The organism is Nocardia sp. NPDC004654 (assembly GCF_040609595.1).
Lineage (GTDB): Bacteria > Actinomycetota > Actinomycetes > Mycobacteriales > Mycobacteriaceae > Nocardia.
On the sequence record NZ_JBEXKI010000002.1, the window covers coordinates 935,315 to 951,704 of the forward strand.

Annotated in this window: 18 protein-coding genes; 12 read left to right on the forward strand and 6 right to left on the reverse strand. The window is 69.1% G+C overall.

The window, feature by feature from the left end:
• Positions 1 to 258 precede the first annotated feature (258 nt).
• The 6 genes from mihF to ABZV58_RS10060 all read left to right on the forward strand — a co-directional run bounded on the left by mihF (position 259) and on the right by ABZV58_RS10060 (position 7,234).
• Entirely contained in the window at positions 259 to 579 is a 321-nt protein-coding gene (mihF, locus tag ABZV58_RS10035; protein ID WP_040708330.1) for an integration host factor, actinobacterial type, read from the forward strand.
• Between the two features lie 8 nt (positions 580 to 587).
• Positions 588 to 1,169, forward strand: coding sequence for a guanylate kinase (gene gmk / locus ABZV58_RS10040; protein ID WP_354999765.1), 582 nt, complete (start codon positions 588 to 590; stop codon positions 1,167 to 1,169).
• A gap of 106 nt (positions 1,170 to 1,275) precedes the next feature.
• Positions 1,276 to 1,551, forward strand: coding sequence for a DNA-directed RNA polymerase subunit omega (rpoZ, locus tag ABZV58_RS10045; RefSeq protein ID WP_067780290.1), 276 nt, complete (start codon positions 1,276 to 1,278; stop codon positions 1,549 to 1,551).
• A gap of 74 nt (positions 1,552 to 1,625) precedes the next feature.
• On the forward strand, positions 1,626 to 2,855 hold the full coding sequence (gene coaBC / locus ABZV58_RS10050; protein WP_354999766.1) for a bifunctional phosphopantothenoylcysteine decarboxylase/phosphopantothenate--cysteine ligase CoaBC: 1,230 nt from the start codon (positions 1,626 to 1,628) through the stop codon (positions 2,853 to 2,855).
• Between the two features lie 257 nt (positions 2,856 to 3,112).
• On the forward strand, positions 3,113 to 4,324 hold the full coding sequence (gene metK / locus ABZV58_RS10055) for a methionine adenosyltransferase (RefSeq protein WP_354999767.1): 1,212 nt from the start codon (positions 3,113 to 3,115) through the stop codon (positions 4,322 to 4,324).
• Positions 4,325 to 4,390: 66 nt separating this feature from the next.
• Positions 4,391 to 7,234 (forward strand): hypothetical protein, encoded by a 2,844-nt coding sequence (locus tag ABZV58_RS10060; protein ID WP_354999768.1) that lies wholly within the window; start codon positions 4,391 to 4,393, stop codon positions 7,232 to 7,234.
• Between the two features lie 126 nt (positions 7,235 to 7,360).
• Here the strand turns inward: ABZV58_RS10060 and ABZV58_RS10065 are convergent, their stop codons facing one another.
• Positions 7,361 to 8,206, reverse strand: coding sequence for an NAD(P)H-binding protein (locus ABZV58_RS10065; protein WP_354999769.1), 846 nt, complete (start codon positions 8,204 to 8,206; stop codon positions 7,361 to 7,363).
• Positions 8,207 to 8,278: 72 nt separating this feature from the next.
• Between ABZV58_RS10065 and ABZV58_RS10070 the strand changes: the two genes are divergently transcribed.
• The 3 genes from ABZV58_RS10070 (at position 8,279) to ABZV58_RS10080 (ending at position 10,754) form a co-directional block, all read left to right on the forward strand.
• On the forward strand, positions 8,279 to 8,845 hold the full coding sequence (locus ABZV58_RS10070) for a TetR/AcrR family transcriptional regulator (RefSeq protein WP_354999770.1): 567 nt from the start codon (positions 8,279 to 8,281) through the stop codon (positions 8,843 to 8,845).
• 145 nt (positions 8,846 to 8,990) lie between these two features.
• Positions 8,991 to 9,647: a PadR family transcriptional regulator gene (locus tag ABZV58_RS10075; RefSeq protein WP_354999771.1), complete on the forward strand. Its 657-nt coding sequence runs from the start codon at positions 8,991 to 8,993 to the stop codon at positions 9,645 to 9,647.
• A 63-nt stretch (positions 9,648 to 9,710) separates the two neighbouring features.
• The gene (locus tag ABZV58_RS10080; RefSeq protein WP_354999772.1) at positions 9,711 to 10,754 is read left to right on the forward strand and encodes an alpha/beta fold hydrolase; all 1,044 of its coding nucleotides are present in this window, start codon (positions 9,711 to 9,713) and stop codon (positions 10,752 to 10,754) included.
• Positions 10,755 to 10,793: 39 nt separating this feature from the next.
• Here ABZV58_RS10080 and ABZV58_RS10085 read toward each other — a convergent pair whose 3' ends face one another.
• Positions 10,794 to 11,225 carry a PPOX class F420-dependent oxidoreductase gene (locus ABZV58_RS10085; protein WP_354999773.1) on the reverse strand — a complete coding sequence of 144 codons (432 nt, stop codon included), beginning with the start codon at positions 11,223 to 11,225 and terminating at the stop codon, positions 10,794 to 10,796.
• Entirely contained in the window at positions 11,222 to 12,145 is a 924-nt protein-coding gene (locus ABZV58_RS10090) for an NAD(P)-binding domain-containing protein (RefSeq protein ID WP_354999774.1), read from the reverse strand. Before ABZV58_RS10090 ends, ABZV58_RS10085 begins: the two co-directional genes overlap by 4 nt.
• 48 nt (positions 12,146 to 12,193) lie before the next feature.
• On the opposite strand from ABZV58_RS10090, the gene ABZV58_RS10095 reads away from it, so the two are divergent.
• Entirely contained in the window at positions 12,194 to 12,592 is a 399-nt protein-coding gene (locus ABZV58_RS10095; RefSeq protein ID WP_354999775.1) for a MerR family transcriptional regulator, read from the forward strand.
• A 2-nt stretch (positions 12,593 to 12,594) separates the two neighbouring features.
• Here ABZV58_RS10095 and ABZV58_RS10100 read toward each other — a convergent pair whose 3' ends face one another.
• Entirely contained in the window at positions 12,595 to 12,903 is a 309-nt protein-coding gene (locus ABZV58_RS10100) for an antibiotic biosynthesis monooxygenase family protein (RefSeq protein ID WP_354999776.1), read from the reverse strand.
• 48 nt (positions 12,904 to 12,951) lie between these two features.
• A complete protein-coding gene (locus ABZV58_RS10105) occupies positions 12,952 to 13,578 on the reverse strand; it encodes a helix-turn-helix domain-containing protein (protein ID WP_354999777.1) in 627 nt (208 codons plus the stop codon).
• A 225-nt stretch (positions 13,579 to 13,803) separates the two neighbouring features.
• Here ABZV58_RS10105 and ABZV58_RS10110 point away from each other — a divergent pair, with 225 nt between their 5' ends.
• Entirely contained in the window at positions 13,804 to 15,051 is a 1,248-nt protein-coding gene (locus ABZV58_RS10110; RefSeq protein ID WP_354999778.1) for a helix-turn-helix domain-containing protein, read from the forward strand.
• Between the two features lie 25 nt (positions 15,052 to 15,076).
• Here the strand turns inward: ABZV58_RS10110 and ABZV58_RS10115 are convergent, their stop codons facing one another.
• Positions 15,077 to 15,406 (reverse strand): hypothetical protein, encoded by a 330-nt coding sequence (locus ABZV58_RS10115; protein ID WP_354999779.1) that lies wholly within the window; start codon positions 15,404 to 15,406, stop codon positions 15,077 to 15,079.
• Between the two features lie 77 nt (positions 15,407 to 15,483).
• Here ABZV58_RS10115 and ABZV58_RS10120 point away from each other — a divergent pair, with 77 nt between their 5' ends.
• Positions 15,484 to 16,386, forward strand: coding sequence for an alpha/beta hydrolase (locus ABZV58_RS10120; protein WP_354999780.1), 903 nt, complete (start codon positions 15,484 to 15,486; stop codon positions 16,384 to 16,386).
• Positions 16,387 to 16,390: the final 4 nt, after the last annotated feature.

A 16,390-nucleotide genomic window follows, 5' to 3' on the forward strand; every position in this document is an offset into this window, starting at 1 on the left:
AGTCATGGCAACCGCTCCGCTAACCCTGGAATGCTTCGAAAATATGCTGGTAGCAGGGCGTTTCCGAGATTCGGCGGTACGATCACCGCAGCGCCCGGGGCGCGACGCGCATCCGGTCCGACTCGCCCCTACGGCATGCAGAATCATGCGCTGACCTGGGGGGTGGGTTCGCAATCGGCGGACGTCGTGGGTACGGTCGCTGAGACCGCGCGGGTTACCGGCGGTAGATCAAGCAATGAACGATGAGACGGAGGAACCGTGGCCCTTCCCCAGCTGACTGACGAGCAGCGCGCCGCTGCTTTGGAGAAGGCGGCTGCCGCTCGCCGCGCTCGGGCGGAGCTCAAGGAGCGCTTGAAGCGTGGCGGCACCGACCTGAAGAGCGTCCTCAAGGATGCCGAGACCGACGAGATCCTCGGCAAGATGAAGGTGTCGGCGCTGCTGGAGGCCCTGCCCAAGGTCGGCAAGGTCAAGGCTGCCGAGATCATGACCGAGCTGGAGATCGCCCCCACCCGCCGTCTGCGCGGACTCGGCGATCGGCAGCGCAAGGCGCTGCTCGCCCGGTTCGACTTCGACGCCTGACGACGAGGGTGGTCGAACACACGCGGAAGGGTCGGCTGGTTGTACTGGTCGGCCCCTCGGCCGTAGGCAAGTCCACGGTCGTGCGGTGCGTGCGGGAACGCCTGCCCGAACTGGTCTTCAGTGTGTCGGCGACGACCCGGGCCCCCCGGCCCGGGGAGGTCGACGGACTCGACTACCGGTTCGTCTCCCGTGACCAGTTCGACGCCATGATCGAGGCGGGCGAACTGCTGGAATGGGCGGACATCCACGGCGGCCTGCAGCGGTCGGGGACCCCGGCCGGCCCGGTGCGCGAGGCGCTGAACGCGGGCATGAACGTGCTCGTCGAGGTGGATCTCGAGGGCGCGCGCTCGGTGCGCACGGCGATGCCGGAAGCTCTCCTGGTCTTCCTCGCCCCGCCGAGCTGGGACGAACTGGTCTCCCGGCTCACTTCACGCGGCACCGAATCGCCGGAGGTGATCGAGCGCAGGTTGCAGACCGCGCGCACCGAACTGGCGGCATGTGACGAGTTCGACATCGTCATCGTGAACGACGAGGTGACCAGCGCCTGTGAGCAGTTGGTATCGTTGTTCGTTAGCACAAATTCGAGGTAGCCGCCGAACACCCGTGTCCCGGTCATCGCGGCCGGGGCCAGGGCGGCGGTATCGCACGCTCGACTACCCGCTGATTTTTCCACGACAACCCGCAGGAGCCTCATCAGTGAGCGACACCAAGACCGCGCCCGCGTACGACACCCCGGTCGGCCTGACCAACCCGCCGATCGACGAGCTGCTCGAGCGCACGTCGTCCAAGTACGCGCTGGTCATCTACGCCGCCAAGCGGGCCCGCCAGATCAACGACTACTACAACCAGCTCGGCGACGGCATCCTCGAGTACGTCGGTCCGCTGGTCGAGCCGGGCCTGCAGGAGAAGCCGCTGTCGGTGGCGATGCGCGAAATCCACTCCGACCTGCTCGAGCACTCCGAGGGCGAGTAACCCATCTCGCGTTCGCGCGTGATGCAGCAGTATCGAACTCCCCGCGTGGCCGGGGACGAGCCCACGGAGGCGTAGTGACCACACGCATCGTCGTCGGCGTCAGCGGAGGGATCGCCGCCTACAAGGCCTGCGCGCTCGTCCGGCGCTTCACCGAGACGGGGCACGAGGTCAGGGTGATCCCGACCGAGTCGGCTCTGCAGTTCGTCGGCAAGGCGACCTTCGAGGCGCTGTCCGGGAACCCGGTGCACACCGACGTGTTCACGGATGTGCCGGAGGTCCCGCACGTCCGCCTGGGGCAGGAGGCCGACCTCGTGGTCATCGCCCCCGCCACCGCGGACCTGATGGCGCGCGCCGCACACGGCCGCGCCGACGACTTGCTCACCGCCACGCTGCTGACGGCGCGATGTCCCGTGCTCTTCGCGCCCGCGATGCACACCGAGATGTGGGAGCATCCGGCGACCATCGCCAATGTCGAGACGCTGCGCAGGCACGGCGCGACCGTCATGGAGCCCGCCTCCGGACGCCTCACCGGCACCGACACCGGTCCGGGCAGGCTGCCCGAGCCCGAGGAGATCTTCGGGCTGGCCGCGCTGCTGCTGGAGCGCGCCGACGCCATTCCGCGCGACCTGGTCGGCCGTCGCCTGGTGATCACCGCGGGCGGCACCAGGGAACCGCTGGATCCGGTGCGCTTCCTCGGCAACCGCAGCTCGGGCAAGCAGGGCTACGCGCTGGCCAGGGTCGCCGCGCAGCGCGGCGCGCACGTCACGCTGATCGCCGGCAACACGATCGAGATGGCCGCTCCGGCGGCCGTCGATTTGGTGCACATCACCACGGCCGAGCAGCTGAAGACGGCGGTGGAGAAGCACGCGGTCGGCGCCGACGCCGTGATCATGGCCGCCGCCGTCGCCGATTTCCGGCCGACGAACGTGGCCGCGGCCAAGATCAAGAAGGGCGCGGGCGAGCCGGACGTCATCCCGTTGACCAAGACCGACGACATCCTCGCCGGTCTGGTGCAGTCGCGGCGCGACGGCCAGCTGGCGGGCACCGCCATCGTCGGCTTCGCCGCCGAGACCGGTGACGAGCACGGCGACGTGCTCACCCACGCGCGCGCCAAACTGGCCCGCAAGGGGTGTGACCTGCTCGTAGTCAACGCGGTCGGCGAGGGCAAGGCCTTCGAGGTCGACACCAACGACGGCTGGCTGCTCGGCGCCGACGGCACCGAACAGGCTCTCGACCACGGGTCGAAGGCGCTGCTCGCCAGCCGTGTGCTGGACGCGCTCGGCACGCTGCTGCGCGCCGGGTAGCCTTGGCTCGATCGAATTCCGTTGCCGCGCCGAGCGATCGGCGTGCCGCTCGATCCGGACGTCGACTGCGGGCGCAGTGCGCGAATGTGCGCCGCGACCACCGCGGGTGCGGATAGTCTGGGACGGCGATAACCGGCGGATTCGTCGCGTCGTGGGTTTGGAATAGTCTGAGATGAAGGGTTGCGCGACGGCGGTATCGCATTACTGTCGCTGTGGCCATCCGATACGAGAAACCCGTTGAGGGAGAGGGAACAACTGTGCGCACGTCTGGCAGCCGCCTATTCACCAGTGAGTCCGTGACCGAGGGTCATCCGGACAAGATCTGTGACGCCATCAGCGATTCCATCCTCGACGCGTTGCTGGCGGAAGACCCGCGCAGCCGGGTCGCCGTGGAGACGCTCGTGACCACCGGCCAGGTGCACGTCGCGGGCGAGGTGACCACCTCCGCCTACGCCGACATCCCGCGCATCGTCCGCGAGAAGGTCCTCGAGATCGGATACGACTCGTCCGCAAAGGGTTTCGACGGCAACTCGTGCGGTGTCAACATCGCCATCGGCGCCCAGTCGCCCGATATCGCGCAGGGTGTCGACACCTCGCACGAGGCGCGCGTCGGCGGCGAAGACGACGAGATCGCCAAGCAGGGAGCGGGTGACCAGGGCCTGATGTTCGGCTACGCCAACACCGACACCCCCGAGTTGATGCCGCTGCCGATCGCGCTCGCACACCGGCTCTCGCGCCGCCTGACCGAGGTCCGCAAGACGGGCGTGCTGCCGTACCTGCGTCCCGACGGCAAGACCCAGGTCACCATCGAATACGACGGCCACCGGCCCGTCCGGCTCGACACCGTGGTCATCTCCACCCAGCACGCGGCCGACATCGACCTGGACAACCTGCTCGCGCCCGATATCCGCGAGAAGGTGCTGGACTCGGTGCTCGCCGACCTGAGCCTGCCCACCCTGGACATCTCCGACGTCCGGTTGCTGGTCAACCCGACCGGCAAGTTCGTGCTCGGCGGCCCGATGGGCGACGCGGGCCTGACCGGCCGCAAGATCATCGTCGACACCTACGGCGGCATGGCCCGGCACGGTGGCGGCGCGTTCTCCGGCAAGGACCCGTCGAAGGTCGACCGCTCGGCCGCGTACGCCATGCGCTGGGTGGCCAAGAACGTGGTGGCCGCGGGTCTGGCCGACCGGGTCGAGGTGCAGGTCGCCTACGCCATCGGCAAGGCCGCTCCGGTCGGTCTGTTCGTCGAGACCTTCGGCACCGAGAAGGTCGACCCGGAGCGCATCTCGACCGCGATCACCGAGGTCTTCGACCTGCGTCCCGGCGCCATCATCCGCGACCTGGACCTGCTGCGCCCGATCTACGCACCGACCGCCGCCTACGGCCACTTCGGCCGCACCGACGTCGACCTGCCGTGGGAGCACACCGACCGCGCCGACAAGCTGCGCGCGGCCGCCGGCCTGTAGGCCGACCGGGCCGGAGTGAGCCGACCCGCGGCGGACCAATCCGCCACCTCCACGGATGATGTGTCCGTGGGACCGACGACGACAGCGGAAGCACCCGCGCGACCTATCGCGCGGGTGCTTCCGCTGTTGACGCCCGCGCACCTGGACCGCGATTTCGACTACCTGGTGCCCCCCGAGTTCGACGAGATCGCCCAACCGGGCGTGCGGGTGCGCGTCCGCTTCGCGGGCCGCCTCGTCGATGGTTACGTGCTCGCCCGCCTGACGCACAGCGAGCACGGCGGCAAGCTCGTCAAGCTGGAGCGCGTCGTCTCCGCGGAACGCGTCCTCACCCCCGAGATCCTGGACCTCGCCACCGCCATCGCCGCCCGCTACGCGGGGACCCGCGCGGATGTGCTGCGGTTGGCGATTCCGCCGCGGCATGCGCGGACGGAGAACGGAGGGACCAAGAAGCGGGGCGTTCGTTCGTCCGGTGCGTCGTCGGCGGACGAAGAAGGGGGCGACTCCGTCTCCGGCGCCGATCTCGAGCAGCAGGGTGCGCCTGAGGTCATGGCGGAGAACAGACATGCGGACCCGCCGATGCGAGTTGTCGAAAACGGTTCTGTACCAGGCCATTCGGCTGGCGAGTCCGATGCGTCCGCTTCCGATGACTCGGGCGACCGTAGCGCGGCTGCGGATGTGCCGCGAAATATTCTCGGCGAGAACGATTCTCGCACTCCACGATCGGCGACCGCCCCGACCGGAGATGATGGCTTCGTCTCGACCGAGGACGCGAGGATGGCTCCGGAGCTTCGCGGGACCGCCACTGGCGCCGTCGCGACAGACGTGGTCACGGATGGCCCGGCTGTCGTCGGTAGTGCCGCTGCCGGTAGCGAGCTGGCCGGCGGTGCAAACGAGAATCGTGAATCGGCCGAGCAAGTCGCCGCTGCGAGCGGCACGGCGCCGGGTGCGGCACCCGTGGCAGGTGGTGCAGAGGAAAGTGGTGCCGGGGCCGAGCACGATGGGGCTGCGGGCGGTGCGGTGCAGGGTGCGGCGCCCGTGGCAGGTGCTGGTGGGGGAGCAGCGGATAGTGGCCCTGCGGGGGGTGCATCCCGGAGCGCCGCACCGGTGGATGATGTGGCCGAAGGTGGCGCCGACGCGGTCGATGGCGTAGCGGGCGGCGGGGCAGACGCGGTCGATGGCGTAGCGGGCAGCCGTGGTGGCGAGACCGCGCCCGGTGCGGTCGCGGGCGGAGCCGCCGCGGCTGCCAACCGTGCAGTCGGCCCGAAGGCGTTGCCGCAGAGCACATCCGGGGTGCGTTCGGAGCCGGGCTTCGATACCGCGCCGTGGGAGCGTTACGTCCACGGCGGTGCGTTCCTCGCAGCGCTCGGACAGGGCAAGGGGGTGCGGGCGGCCTGGCAGGCGATGCCGGGGGAGGACTGGGCGCGGCGGCTCGCGGAACTCGCCGCGACAGTGGTCGGGGCCGGGCGCAGCGCGATCCTGATGGTGCCCGATCAACGGGATCTGAATCGCGTCCTCGCCGAATGCGTTCGGCTGGTGGGTGATTCGGCCGTCGGGTTGACGGCGGGGCTGGGACCCGCCGCGCGGTATCGGCGATGGCTGGCGGTGTTGCGCGGCAGCGCGAAGGTCGTCGTCGGCACGCGCAGCGCCGTGTTCGCGCCCGCCGCGAACCTGGGTCTCGTCGCGATCTGGGACGACGGCGACGACACCTACGCCGAGCCCCGCGCGCCCTACCCGCACGCGCGCGAGGTGTCGATGTTGCGGGCGCACGAGACGGGGGCGGCGTTCGTCGCGGCCGGGTTCGCCCGCACCGCGGAGATCCAAGCGGTGGTGGATTCCGGCTGGGCGCACGACCTCGTCGCCGATCGCTCGGTGCTACGCAAGGCCGCGCCTCGAATCAGCGCTCCTGGCGACAGCGACATGGCGATGGAGCGCGATCCCGTGGCGCGCGCGGTCCGCATCCCCGGCGTCGCGTTCGCGGCGGCACGGGCCGCGTTGAAGGAGGGGGCCGCGGTGCTGGTGCAGGTACCGCGCCGCGGCTACGTCCCCGCGTTGTCCTGCGCGAAATGCCGGACGCCCGCGCGGTGCAGACACTGCAACGGCCCACTGGCGCTTCCGGAAAGCACGCCCGGCGGCGTCCACGAGGCGCACAGCCCGAGCTGCCGGTGGTGCGGCATCACCGAGACCGCGTTCCGCTGCTCGGCCTGCGGCTCCCGCGCCTTGCGCGCCGTCGTGATCGGCGCCGTGCGCACCGCCGAGGAACTGGGCCGCGCCTTTCCCGGCGTGCCGATCCGCGGTTCCGGCGGCGGCGCGGTGCTCGACACCGTCGAACCGGGTCCGCAGGTGATCGTCTCCACCGTCGGCGCGGAACCGGTGGTGCGCGGCGGGTACGGCGTCGCCCTGCTGCTGGACGGCTGGGCGCTGCTCGGCCGCGCCGACCTGCGCGCCGCCGAGGACGCGCTGCGCCGCTGGATGTCGGCCGCGGCGCTGGTCCGCCCGCACGGGCAGGTCGTGGTGATGGCCGAGCCGTCCCTGCCGACCGTGCAGGCGCTGGTGCGCTGGGACCCGCTCGGACACGCCCGCGCCGAGGTCGACGCCCGCGCCGAGGTCGGTTTCCCGCCCGCCGTCCGCTTGGCCGCGGTGGACGGCGCCACCGAGGCCATCGACGAACTGCTCACCGCCGCCGACCTTCCCGCCGACGTCGAGGTGCTCGGCCCCGTCCCGCTCCCCGCCACCGCACGCAAACCCTTCTCCGGTGACTCCCCGGCCGAAGTCGAACGCATGCTCCTGCGCGTTCCCCGCCGCACCGGCGCCGCCCTCTCCCGCGCCCTCACCACCGCCCAAGCCATCCGCAGCACCCACCGCTCAGACGCCCCCCTCCGCGTCCAAATCGACCCCATCGACATCGGCTGACCCCCAGGTGCCCTGTCATGCCGGTCGAAACCCCACACCGCCGTCACATCGCCGAACGAAAGCCCGTGCGGCGCGCCGGGCGGGAGCAGCGTGCGCCCGCTGGGCGCGGACGCCGGGTCCTGCGCGTCAGGCGAAGACAGCCCGATTCCGTTCCGCCCATTCGGCATACGTGCTCGCTGGCCGACCGAGCACCTTCTCGATGTCCGGGCTGATGAGCAGCTCGTCGGGCGTCGGCGAACCGAGAATCTCCAGCGTGTGGTCGGCGACCGCTTCCGGCATGAAGCGGAGCATGGCTTCGCGCGCTTGGGCCGCCGAGAGTTCGACGAAACGGACTTCGGTGCCGAGGGCCGCACCGAGTGCCGCCGCCTGCTCGCGTGGCGTGATCGGTACGGGTCCGGTCAGGGTGTAGATCTGACCGGCGTGCCCGTCCTCGCGCAACGCCGCGGCGGCGACGGCCGCGATGTCGGCCGGGTCCACCGAGGGCAGCCCGACCGATCCGAACGGCGCGGCGACGGTCTGCTCGCCGCGCACCGACTCCACCCACGCGTAGGTGTTGCTGAAGAAACCGCCGGGCCGCAGGATGGTCCATTCCAAAGACGAAGCCCGAAGTGCCTTCTCGTAAGCGCGCATTCGGTCGTAGCCCGCGGCATCGGGGCGGGTTTGAGTCCCGAGCGAGGACACGAAGACCACCCTCCGTACGCCCGCCTCGGCAGCGACGCCCAGAACTTCCTCCGGTTCCGGTCCCGCCATCAACTGCTCACCGGTGATCAACAGGAACAGCGCCTCGGCGCCCGCGAGGGCGGGGGAGAGGCTCGCGGGATCGGCGAGATCCGCCGCGACGTGCCGGACGCCTTCCGGCAGGGCGATCGACCCGATTCCCCGCGAGACGGCCGTCACCCGCGTCCCCGACGCCGCGAGCAGCGGGACGAGCGAGCGTCCGATATTGCCGGTCGCCCCGGTCACCACGATCATGTGCACTCCTAGTTAGTTGACTGACTAAAAGAAACGTAGTGGAGGATCGCTCGGCTGTCTATAGTCAGTTGTGTGACTAACTCAGTCGAGAAGGCGGGCAAGCGCGAGCGGCTGGTCGACGCGGCAGTGCGCGAGTTCTACGAGCGCGGCGTCGAGAAGACCACCATCGCCGACATCGCGCGCACCGCCGAAGTGCCCGTCGGCAACGTGTACTACTACTTCAAAACCAAGGATCAGCTGATCGAAGCGGCCATCGGCGCGCACGCGAAGGGTCTGGACGAGCTCACCGCGAACTTGGATGCCCTGCCGACGCCGCGGGAGCGGCTGAAGGCGCTGATCCAAGGCTGGGTCGACGAGCGCGAGATGGCCGTCCGGCACGGCTGCCCATTCGGCTCGCTGACCGCCGAGCTGCACAAGCGCACCGACCCGTTGGACGGTCGCGCGGCCGACGTGATGCGGACGCTGCTGGACTGGGTCGAGCGGCAGTTCGCGGAAATCGGCCGCGCCGACGCCCGGGATCTCGCGGTGGCGCTCATTGCTTCCTATCAGGGAATCTCCTTGCTCACCAACACCTTCCGCGATCCCGAGCTGATGGCGGCCGAGGGAAAGCGGCTCCAGGACTGGATCGACTCGCTGTAGCGACCTGCTTCGGGCGCTCCTGTGGTGCACAGGCGCGCCCGAGGCGTTTCTCGCGGGGAATACTCGAAGACCTCCTTGTGTTCGATGCATTGTCGATATATCGTCGATACTGTGAAATGAACACGAGAGCCCAAGGAGGGCCGACATGGAAAACATCGAGAACACGCAGAACAGAGAGTTCGGACGCGGCGGCCGTTGGCGCAAGCCCGGCCGTGGCGAGTTCGGACGCGGACCGCACCGGCACGGCGGCAGGCACGGCTTCGGCCCCGAGTTCGGTCCCGGCTTCGGTCCGGGTTTCGGGCCGGGCTTCGGCCCGCAATTCGGACGAGGTCGCGGCCGCGGGGGTCGTGGCAGGCGCGGCGACGTGCGCGCCGCCGTGCTGCTGCTGCTGACCGAGCGGCCGATGCACGGCTACGAGCTGATCCAGCAGATCCGTGAGCGCAGCGACGACATCTGGCGGCCGAGTCCCGGATCGATCTACCCGGCGCTCGCGCAGCTGGAGGACGAGGGCCTGGTCCTCATCGAGAAGGTTGCCGGTCGCAAGACCGCCAAGCTCACCGAGGCGGGCGGCGAGTACGTCACCGAGCATCGTGAGGAACTCGGCGACCCCTGGGCGCAGGTCAAGGCGGACGTCGGCGCGCAAGCTATCGACCTGCGGGGATTGGTCGGCGGAGTGATGGGGGCGGTCGCGCAGGTGGCCGCCGTCGGCACCCCCGAGCAAGCGGCGAAGGCGGCCGAGATCCTGAACGACACTCGCCGTTCGCTCTACCGCATCCTCGCCGAGGACGAAGCTACCGAATAGTAACGATCACGAAACATCGCTCGAGCGTGCGTTTTTCGCGCCGATCGGGTAGATCATTGTGATATGGAACAGCCGATTGGTTCGTGGGGTTGGGGTAGGTCACAGGTTTGGCGCGGCGCAATGGCGTTCGCGCTGGTCGCGGGAGTGCTGGTCGGCTCGGGTGTGGGCGGGTCGACCACCGCCGTCGCCGAACCGGGCGATATCGCCGAACCGCTCGTCGTCCGGGCGCCCGACGTGCCGACCGTCGGCGCGCCGCCGCAGCCCGACCACCTGGCCGCCGCGCGGCTTCTGAGAGAGAACAAGAACGCCACGCCGCTGGGCACCAACGATTTCGGTTGCCGTCCCACCGCGGCCCACCCCCGTCCCGTCGTGCTGGCGCACGGCACCGACTCCACCGCCTACTCCGATTGGTCGGCGATCGGTCCGCAGTTGGTGGCGGCCGGATTCTGCGTCTTCGCGCTCAACTACGGCGGCGCGCCGGGCGCCGACACCTACGGCACCGAGGACCTGCGCGCGAGCGCCCAGCAGATCGGCATGTTCGTCGATCGGGTGCTGGCGGCGACCGGCGCCGCGAAGGTGGATCTCGTCGGATTCTCCCAGGGCGCCAACGTGACCCGGCTCTACACCAATAAGCTCGGCGGCGCCGCGAAGGTGGCCCAGTGGGTCGGCGTGGCGTCGCCGAGCTACGGCGGGGTGATGTACGGGCTGGTGCCGGTGGCGCAGGTGATCCCGGGCGCGCTGGACGTGTTCGCCAGGGTCACCTCGACCGCGGCGGTGCAGCAGGCGCAGGGCTCGCCGATCATGCTCGAACTCAACGCGGGCGGCGATACCGTGCCCGGTGTCCGCTACGTGACCATCGGCAGCCGGGTCGACGAGATGATCCAGCCCTTCAGCAATATCGCGCTGCGTGGGGCGGGCGCCGAGAACATCGTCGTGCAGGATTTGTGCCCGGCCAACCTGACCGGTCACTTCCACATGGTCTACGACCCGTTCGTGCAGCAGCTGGTGCTGCGGGCGCTCGATCCCGTGCACGCGCCGACGCCCACCTGCGCGGCGGTGCCGCTGGGCACCGGTATCCCGCAGGTGATCATCGCGGGCAATTCCTGATCGGGGTCGGCCGGGCGGGATGTGAACCGCCCGGCCCGATCACCGCAGCCGGGCGCCGTAGACGTGCTCGACCGCGATCGTGACGAGCACCCGCCGCTCGGCGACCATCACCGCTCGGTACTCCGCCCAATCGGGATGATCGCCCGCGGCGGCGCGGTAGTACTCCACCAGGGCCTCCACCTCGGGACCGTGCGGATCCGTTCCGGGCCCCGTCAGTGTCGCGGTGCCCTCGGCGGTGGTCCACGCCCAGCCGTCCGGTCGGGTGACCTCCAGGCTGGCGCGCGGGTCACGCCGCAGGTTGACCGTCTTGGCCGAACCCTCGTCGGTCGCGAAGTAGATCCGGTCCGTCGCGCTGTCGTAGTACGGCGTCACGGGTGAGAGCTGGGGCCGTCCAGACGCTTTGATGGTCGCGAGCACACCGAGTTCGCTCTCCGCCAACAGCGCGCGAGGGTCGAACGGTTCGGCGCTCACCGTGGCGTCACCGAGTCGTCCCGGAACAGCTCGATCAAGGCCGCGTAGCCTTCGTCGCCGCGTCCGGCGGTCACGGCCCGGTCCGCCAATGCCTTGACGAACCTGGGGATTTCGGCGCTGACGCCCGCCGCCTCGCACTCCTCGATGACGTGCTCCATGGTGGCGAGGTGCGTGTGGATTGTGGCGTCCAGCACCGGGTAGTCGCGCGCGTCGATCTGCTGCGCGTATCCGGTCAGCCAATCACCGACGGTGCCGACGCCGCGAGTCGCCAAGGGCGCGAAGGCATCGGCGCGTACTCCGGCGGCGCCCAGCAGTGCTGCGCTGTGCAGAAACGCGTTCAGGACTCCCCACATCAGATTCAGCACCGCCACGTCGTGCAACGACGACAGACCGTGGTCCTCGCCGAGATAGGTTGCGCGGCCGAAGTTCTGGAGGGTCTCTTCGTGTGCGTCGAAGGCCGCGCGCGGGCCGCTGTAGATGATCTCGGCATCCGTCGAGCCGATCGCCGCGGGAACGCCGAGGATGGCGCCGTCGAGATACGCGCACCCTTGCCGCGCCGCCCATTCCGCGGTCTGTCTGGCCTGCGCCGAGGTGCCCGAGGTCAGGTTCACCAGGACGCGTCCGTCCAACGCCCCGTCCAGCGGATCCAGGATCTCGTGCACCGAGTCGTAGTCGGACAGGCACACGACAAGGAGCCGACCGGCCGCGACCGCATCGCCGACGGACGCCGCGAGCTCGGCGCCGTCCGCCACCAGATCCGCGGCTTTCGCCGCCGTGCGATTCCACACCACGGTCCGATATCCCTTGCGTTGGAACGCTTTCGCGAGCGCGTGACCCATCATGCCGAGGCCGAGGACCGTCACGGTCTCGGTGCCGGATTCGCGCGTCGGCGCCTGCTCTTGTGTCGAGTCGATCGTCATGACACGATCCTCAACGTTCACACCGGTATGAAGGTCAAGGAGCGCGCCATGTTGATCGGCGAACTGAGCAGACGAACCGGGGTCCACGCCCATCAGTTGCGGTATTACGAAGCCCAGGGGCTGCTCGAACCCGACCGCGGCAGCAATGGCTACCGGCAGTACGCCGACGACTCGGTGGTGACGGTGACGCAGATCAGGAAGCTCCTCGACGCGGGCCTGTCGACCGAGGAGATCGGCTACCTCCAGCCGTGCATCACCGGCGAGGACGCCGATCTCGTACCGTGCCCGGAGTTGTTCGACACCCTGCGCGGCCGCCTCGCCGGACTCGACGAGCAGATCGCCACGCTGACCCGGACGAGACAGGCGCTGCTCGACTACATCGAGAACACCGAGGAGCGCGCGCCCTCGGGTGACTATTCGCCGTGCGAGACCACCGCGGGTCGGTGAGTTCAGAGGTATTCGGCGACAACGTGATAGAGGCCGGGGTTCGCGTCGGCGAATTTCTCGGCCTCCGCGACCGAGGCCACCACCGTCTTGTTGAGTCCGGCGGCCTCGCACGCCTCGACGCTGTCCCAATGGGCGACGTTGATCAGCTGGAATCGAGTGTCGGACATCAGCGCTCGGTGCAGTCGCACATCGCGGAATCCGGGTGCTTCGCGCATGAGAGCCGCGCGTTCGCGCCACTGCTCGACGAATTCCTCGATGCGGTCGGCGGGTAGTTCGATCACATTGATGAAGGTGACGCCCTGATCAGGCATGGTGAATGTCCTTTCGTCTTCGGTGATTTCGGTTCGAAGTAGGAGATCTCATCCGCGCAGCAGTTGACGGACCAGCGCCTCGCTCCACCACCGCTCGACCTGGTCGGGTTGCCACCCGCGTTCGACGGTGAGCGTGGCGTAGACGTCGATGTTGCACAGCGCGGCGTAGACGTCGAGGGCGGTGGACAGGTCCACGCCGGGACGCAGGACGTCATCCGGCCAAGCCTCGAAGACCTCGGCGCGGACCCGGTCGGCCGTGCGGCGGACCTGCGCGTAGACGGTGGCGAAATCGGCCTCGGTGCGACCGGCTTCGCGGATCAACGCGACGAGATCACCGGCGCGTTCGAGGAGCCGACGGTCGTAGCCAGCCATTGCGGCGAGTTGCCGCTCAGGCGTGGTGGATTCGTCCAATTCGGTGAGCAGGCGGGGGAGATCGGCGGACAGGTCGGCCGCGTCCACCAGCGCCCAGACCAGGCCCGCCTTGTTGCCGTACGCGGCATAGACCGTCGGCACCGAAACGCCCGCCTCGCGCGCCACATCGCGCACGGTGGTCGACGCCCAGCCCTGCGCGACGAACAGCCGACGAGCGGCGTCGGCGATCTCCACCCGCGTGCGCTGCGCCTGAGCGTGTCGCCGCAGGGAATCGTAGGTTCGCCGCGGGGGTGGTTCGGTCACTCACCTCTCCGATCTTCTTCCTCATATATTGATTAGAGTACACGTAAAGCCAATAGGTACTCGCGCGCCGAAGCAGTTACTGAGACTGCGGGTCCTACCAATATGTCCTGGGAGACAAAGGAAGTCGGGAAGTCGCCCAGCTGCCACAAAGTCGGTTGTGAGGTGGCGGGAGTGGGGTTTCGCGAGGATACGGTGGGGAAACGTGTTCTAGCAGCGGGAGGTTCGATGTCCGCAGAGCAGGTCGCCGAGGACCTAACGGTGTCAGGTCGTCCCGTATCGACGCATTTGCGGGACGTTCGCACGATCTCGGAGCGGATGGTCGGTCACTTCCTGGAGACGGTCGTACCGTGCAACACCCTGCCCGGTGACGCGCTGGACGGCGATGTCGCCGCGGTAACGCGTGTGTGCCTGGAGCTGGCGACACGGATGCTCGACGGCGGTGACGACATCGATGCCGAGATCGGGCGGGTCGGCGTGGCGGCCGCGCAGTGGGCGCGCGAGGGAGTTCCGATCGACACGATCCAGCACGCCATCCACGCGGGTGTCAAACTCGGCTTCGATATGGTCCTGGCCAAGGCGACGACCAGCGACCAGCAGAGTTTGCTGAATGTCGCACGGCGGCTGATGGATATCCTGGACACCATCGGCGCGACCGTGTCGGTCGCCTACGTGCGAGAGCTCAAAGCCGTGGTCAGCGAACACCATGCGGCGGTGCACACGCTCACCTCGGCGCTGCTCGGCGGCAACAGCACCTCCACCATGGCCCGCGAGTGCGGCGTCCCGATCGCGGACGCCTATCACATTCTGGCACTGCATATTCCGCCGCACCGCGACGAAGCGAATCCCAAGCTCGATCCGAAGGTGGTGGCGCGGCGCAAGTTGCGCCGGGTGCAGGCGGAACTGGCGACCCGATGCGGGGAACGCGCGCTCTCGCTGTTGAGCGTCGACGGAGGAACGATTCTGCTGCCCGCCAACGAATTCGAGGACGACACCTTGGATTTCCTGGTGAAGTGGCTGTCGGACGCGGCTCAGACGCCGATCAGGGCGACCGCGGTGGAGGCCGGGCTGCGGCGCATTCCCGAGGCCGCTGACGAGGCGCACGAGCTGCTGGACATCGTGCAGCGCTTGCGGTTCGACACCGGGTTGTATCGGTTCAACGACATGGCGTTGGAGTATCAGCTGACCCGTCCCGGCCCGGCCCGCGATTTCCTCGGTTCGCTGCTGGATCCGTTGGAAGAGTATCCGGAGTTCTTCGAGACCCTGCAGATGTACATCGCCACCAACCTCAACCGCCAGCGCACCGCGCGCCTGCTGCACGTGCACACCAACACCGTCGACTACCGCCTCAAGCGGATCGGTCAGCTCATCGACTTCGACCCGACCCAGGCCTCGGGACTCTGGTACCTGCGCTCGGCGATGGTGGCCCGCAGTCACCGCGACGCCGATTTCACCGAGCGGCGGGTTGCCCGGTAGCGAACGCCGAGATGCCCTACGCCGGTCACCGCTTCAGCGGCACCGCTGGCGGCTGCTCCATTTGCACACTGCACATCCGGCCGACATGCGTGGCGGTCGTTCCGCGGTCGTGCATGCCGATCACCAGCACCGACGGATCACGGCGCACGCCGTCGACGGTGCCATCGAGCGCGCACACGATCTTCACGGTGCCACCGGGAATCTTGTTGCGTCGCACCGGCTCCGGTTGGTCGACGTCGAATCCGAACGCTCGCCGAACCCCCAACCCGCCGAACAAGGCAGGCGGCGCCTGGACGACGTGCTCGGCGGCCACCTGGAAGGCGCCCCGGCCCTCCAGCATTCGGCTGACCTCCACCCGGCCAGCGTATCTCTCGCGGTATCCGCGCACCGGGGTTTGACCTTGACCGTGCGTCAGGGTTGGAGGCTTGTCGCATGACGAACAACAGCACCCCCTCGGCACGGCTCGCTCCGCCGGTCGGTGGGTTCCAGCAAGTCGACGGCCGCCGCGTTTTCGTGCATCGGTCGGGGAGTGGCGGCCCCGCCGTCGTGTTCCTGCCGGGCGCCAGCGCGGTCGGACTGGATTACCTCGGTGTGCAGCAGCAGGTTTCAGAATTCACCACCGCGGTGGTGTACGACCGCGCGGGTACCGGCTACAGCGACCCCGTGCCGTTGCCGCGCACCGCCGCCGCGGTCGCCACGGAACTGCGCGTGCTGCTGCGTGCTCAGAACATCCCCGCTCCCTATGTTCTCGCGCCACACTCGCTGGGCGGCTTCTACGCGCATCGGTTCGCGCAGCTGTACCCGCGAGACGTGGCCGGACTGGTCTGGTTGGACGGCCTGCACCGCGACTGGGACGACTTCATGCCGCCCGCGATGCGGCTGGCCGCGGCCGAGCGGATGGGCACCGATCCGGAGCAGCTCGAGCAGCTGCGCCCCGTGCTGCGCGCGATGCGCGCCGAGTTGCTCGCGGACTACCCGGAGCACGTCCGGCGCTCGCTGATCGAGGCCAAGGAGAGCGACGAATGGATCCGGGTCGGCATAGCCGAGCGCAGCAATCTGACCGAACTGGCCACCGAACTGCGGGCCGGACCGAACCTCCCTGATGTTCCGGTCGTCGCGCTCAGCGCGCTGGGCGCCGATCCCGCCCAGCCGGCGGAGACGCAGCGGCAGATGCGAGCCGGCAGGAGGCGCATGGACGCGGCCCTGGTGAGCGCGGTCTCGCACGGGGAACAACGCGTTCTCTCCGACACCGCGCACCATCGGCTCTGCTTCGACCGTCCCGACGCCGTGGTCCAGGCGATCCGCGACGTCCTCGCACGGGCGGCTCGCCGCTGATCTC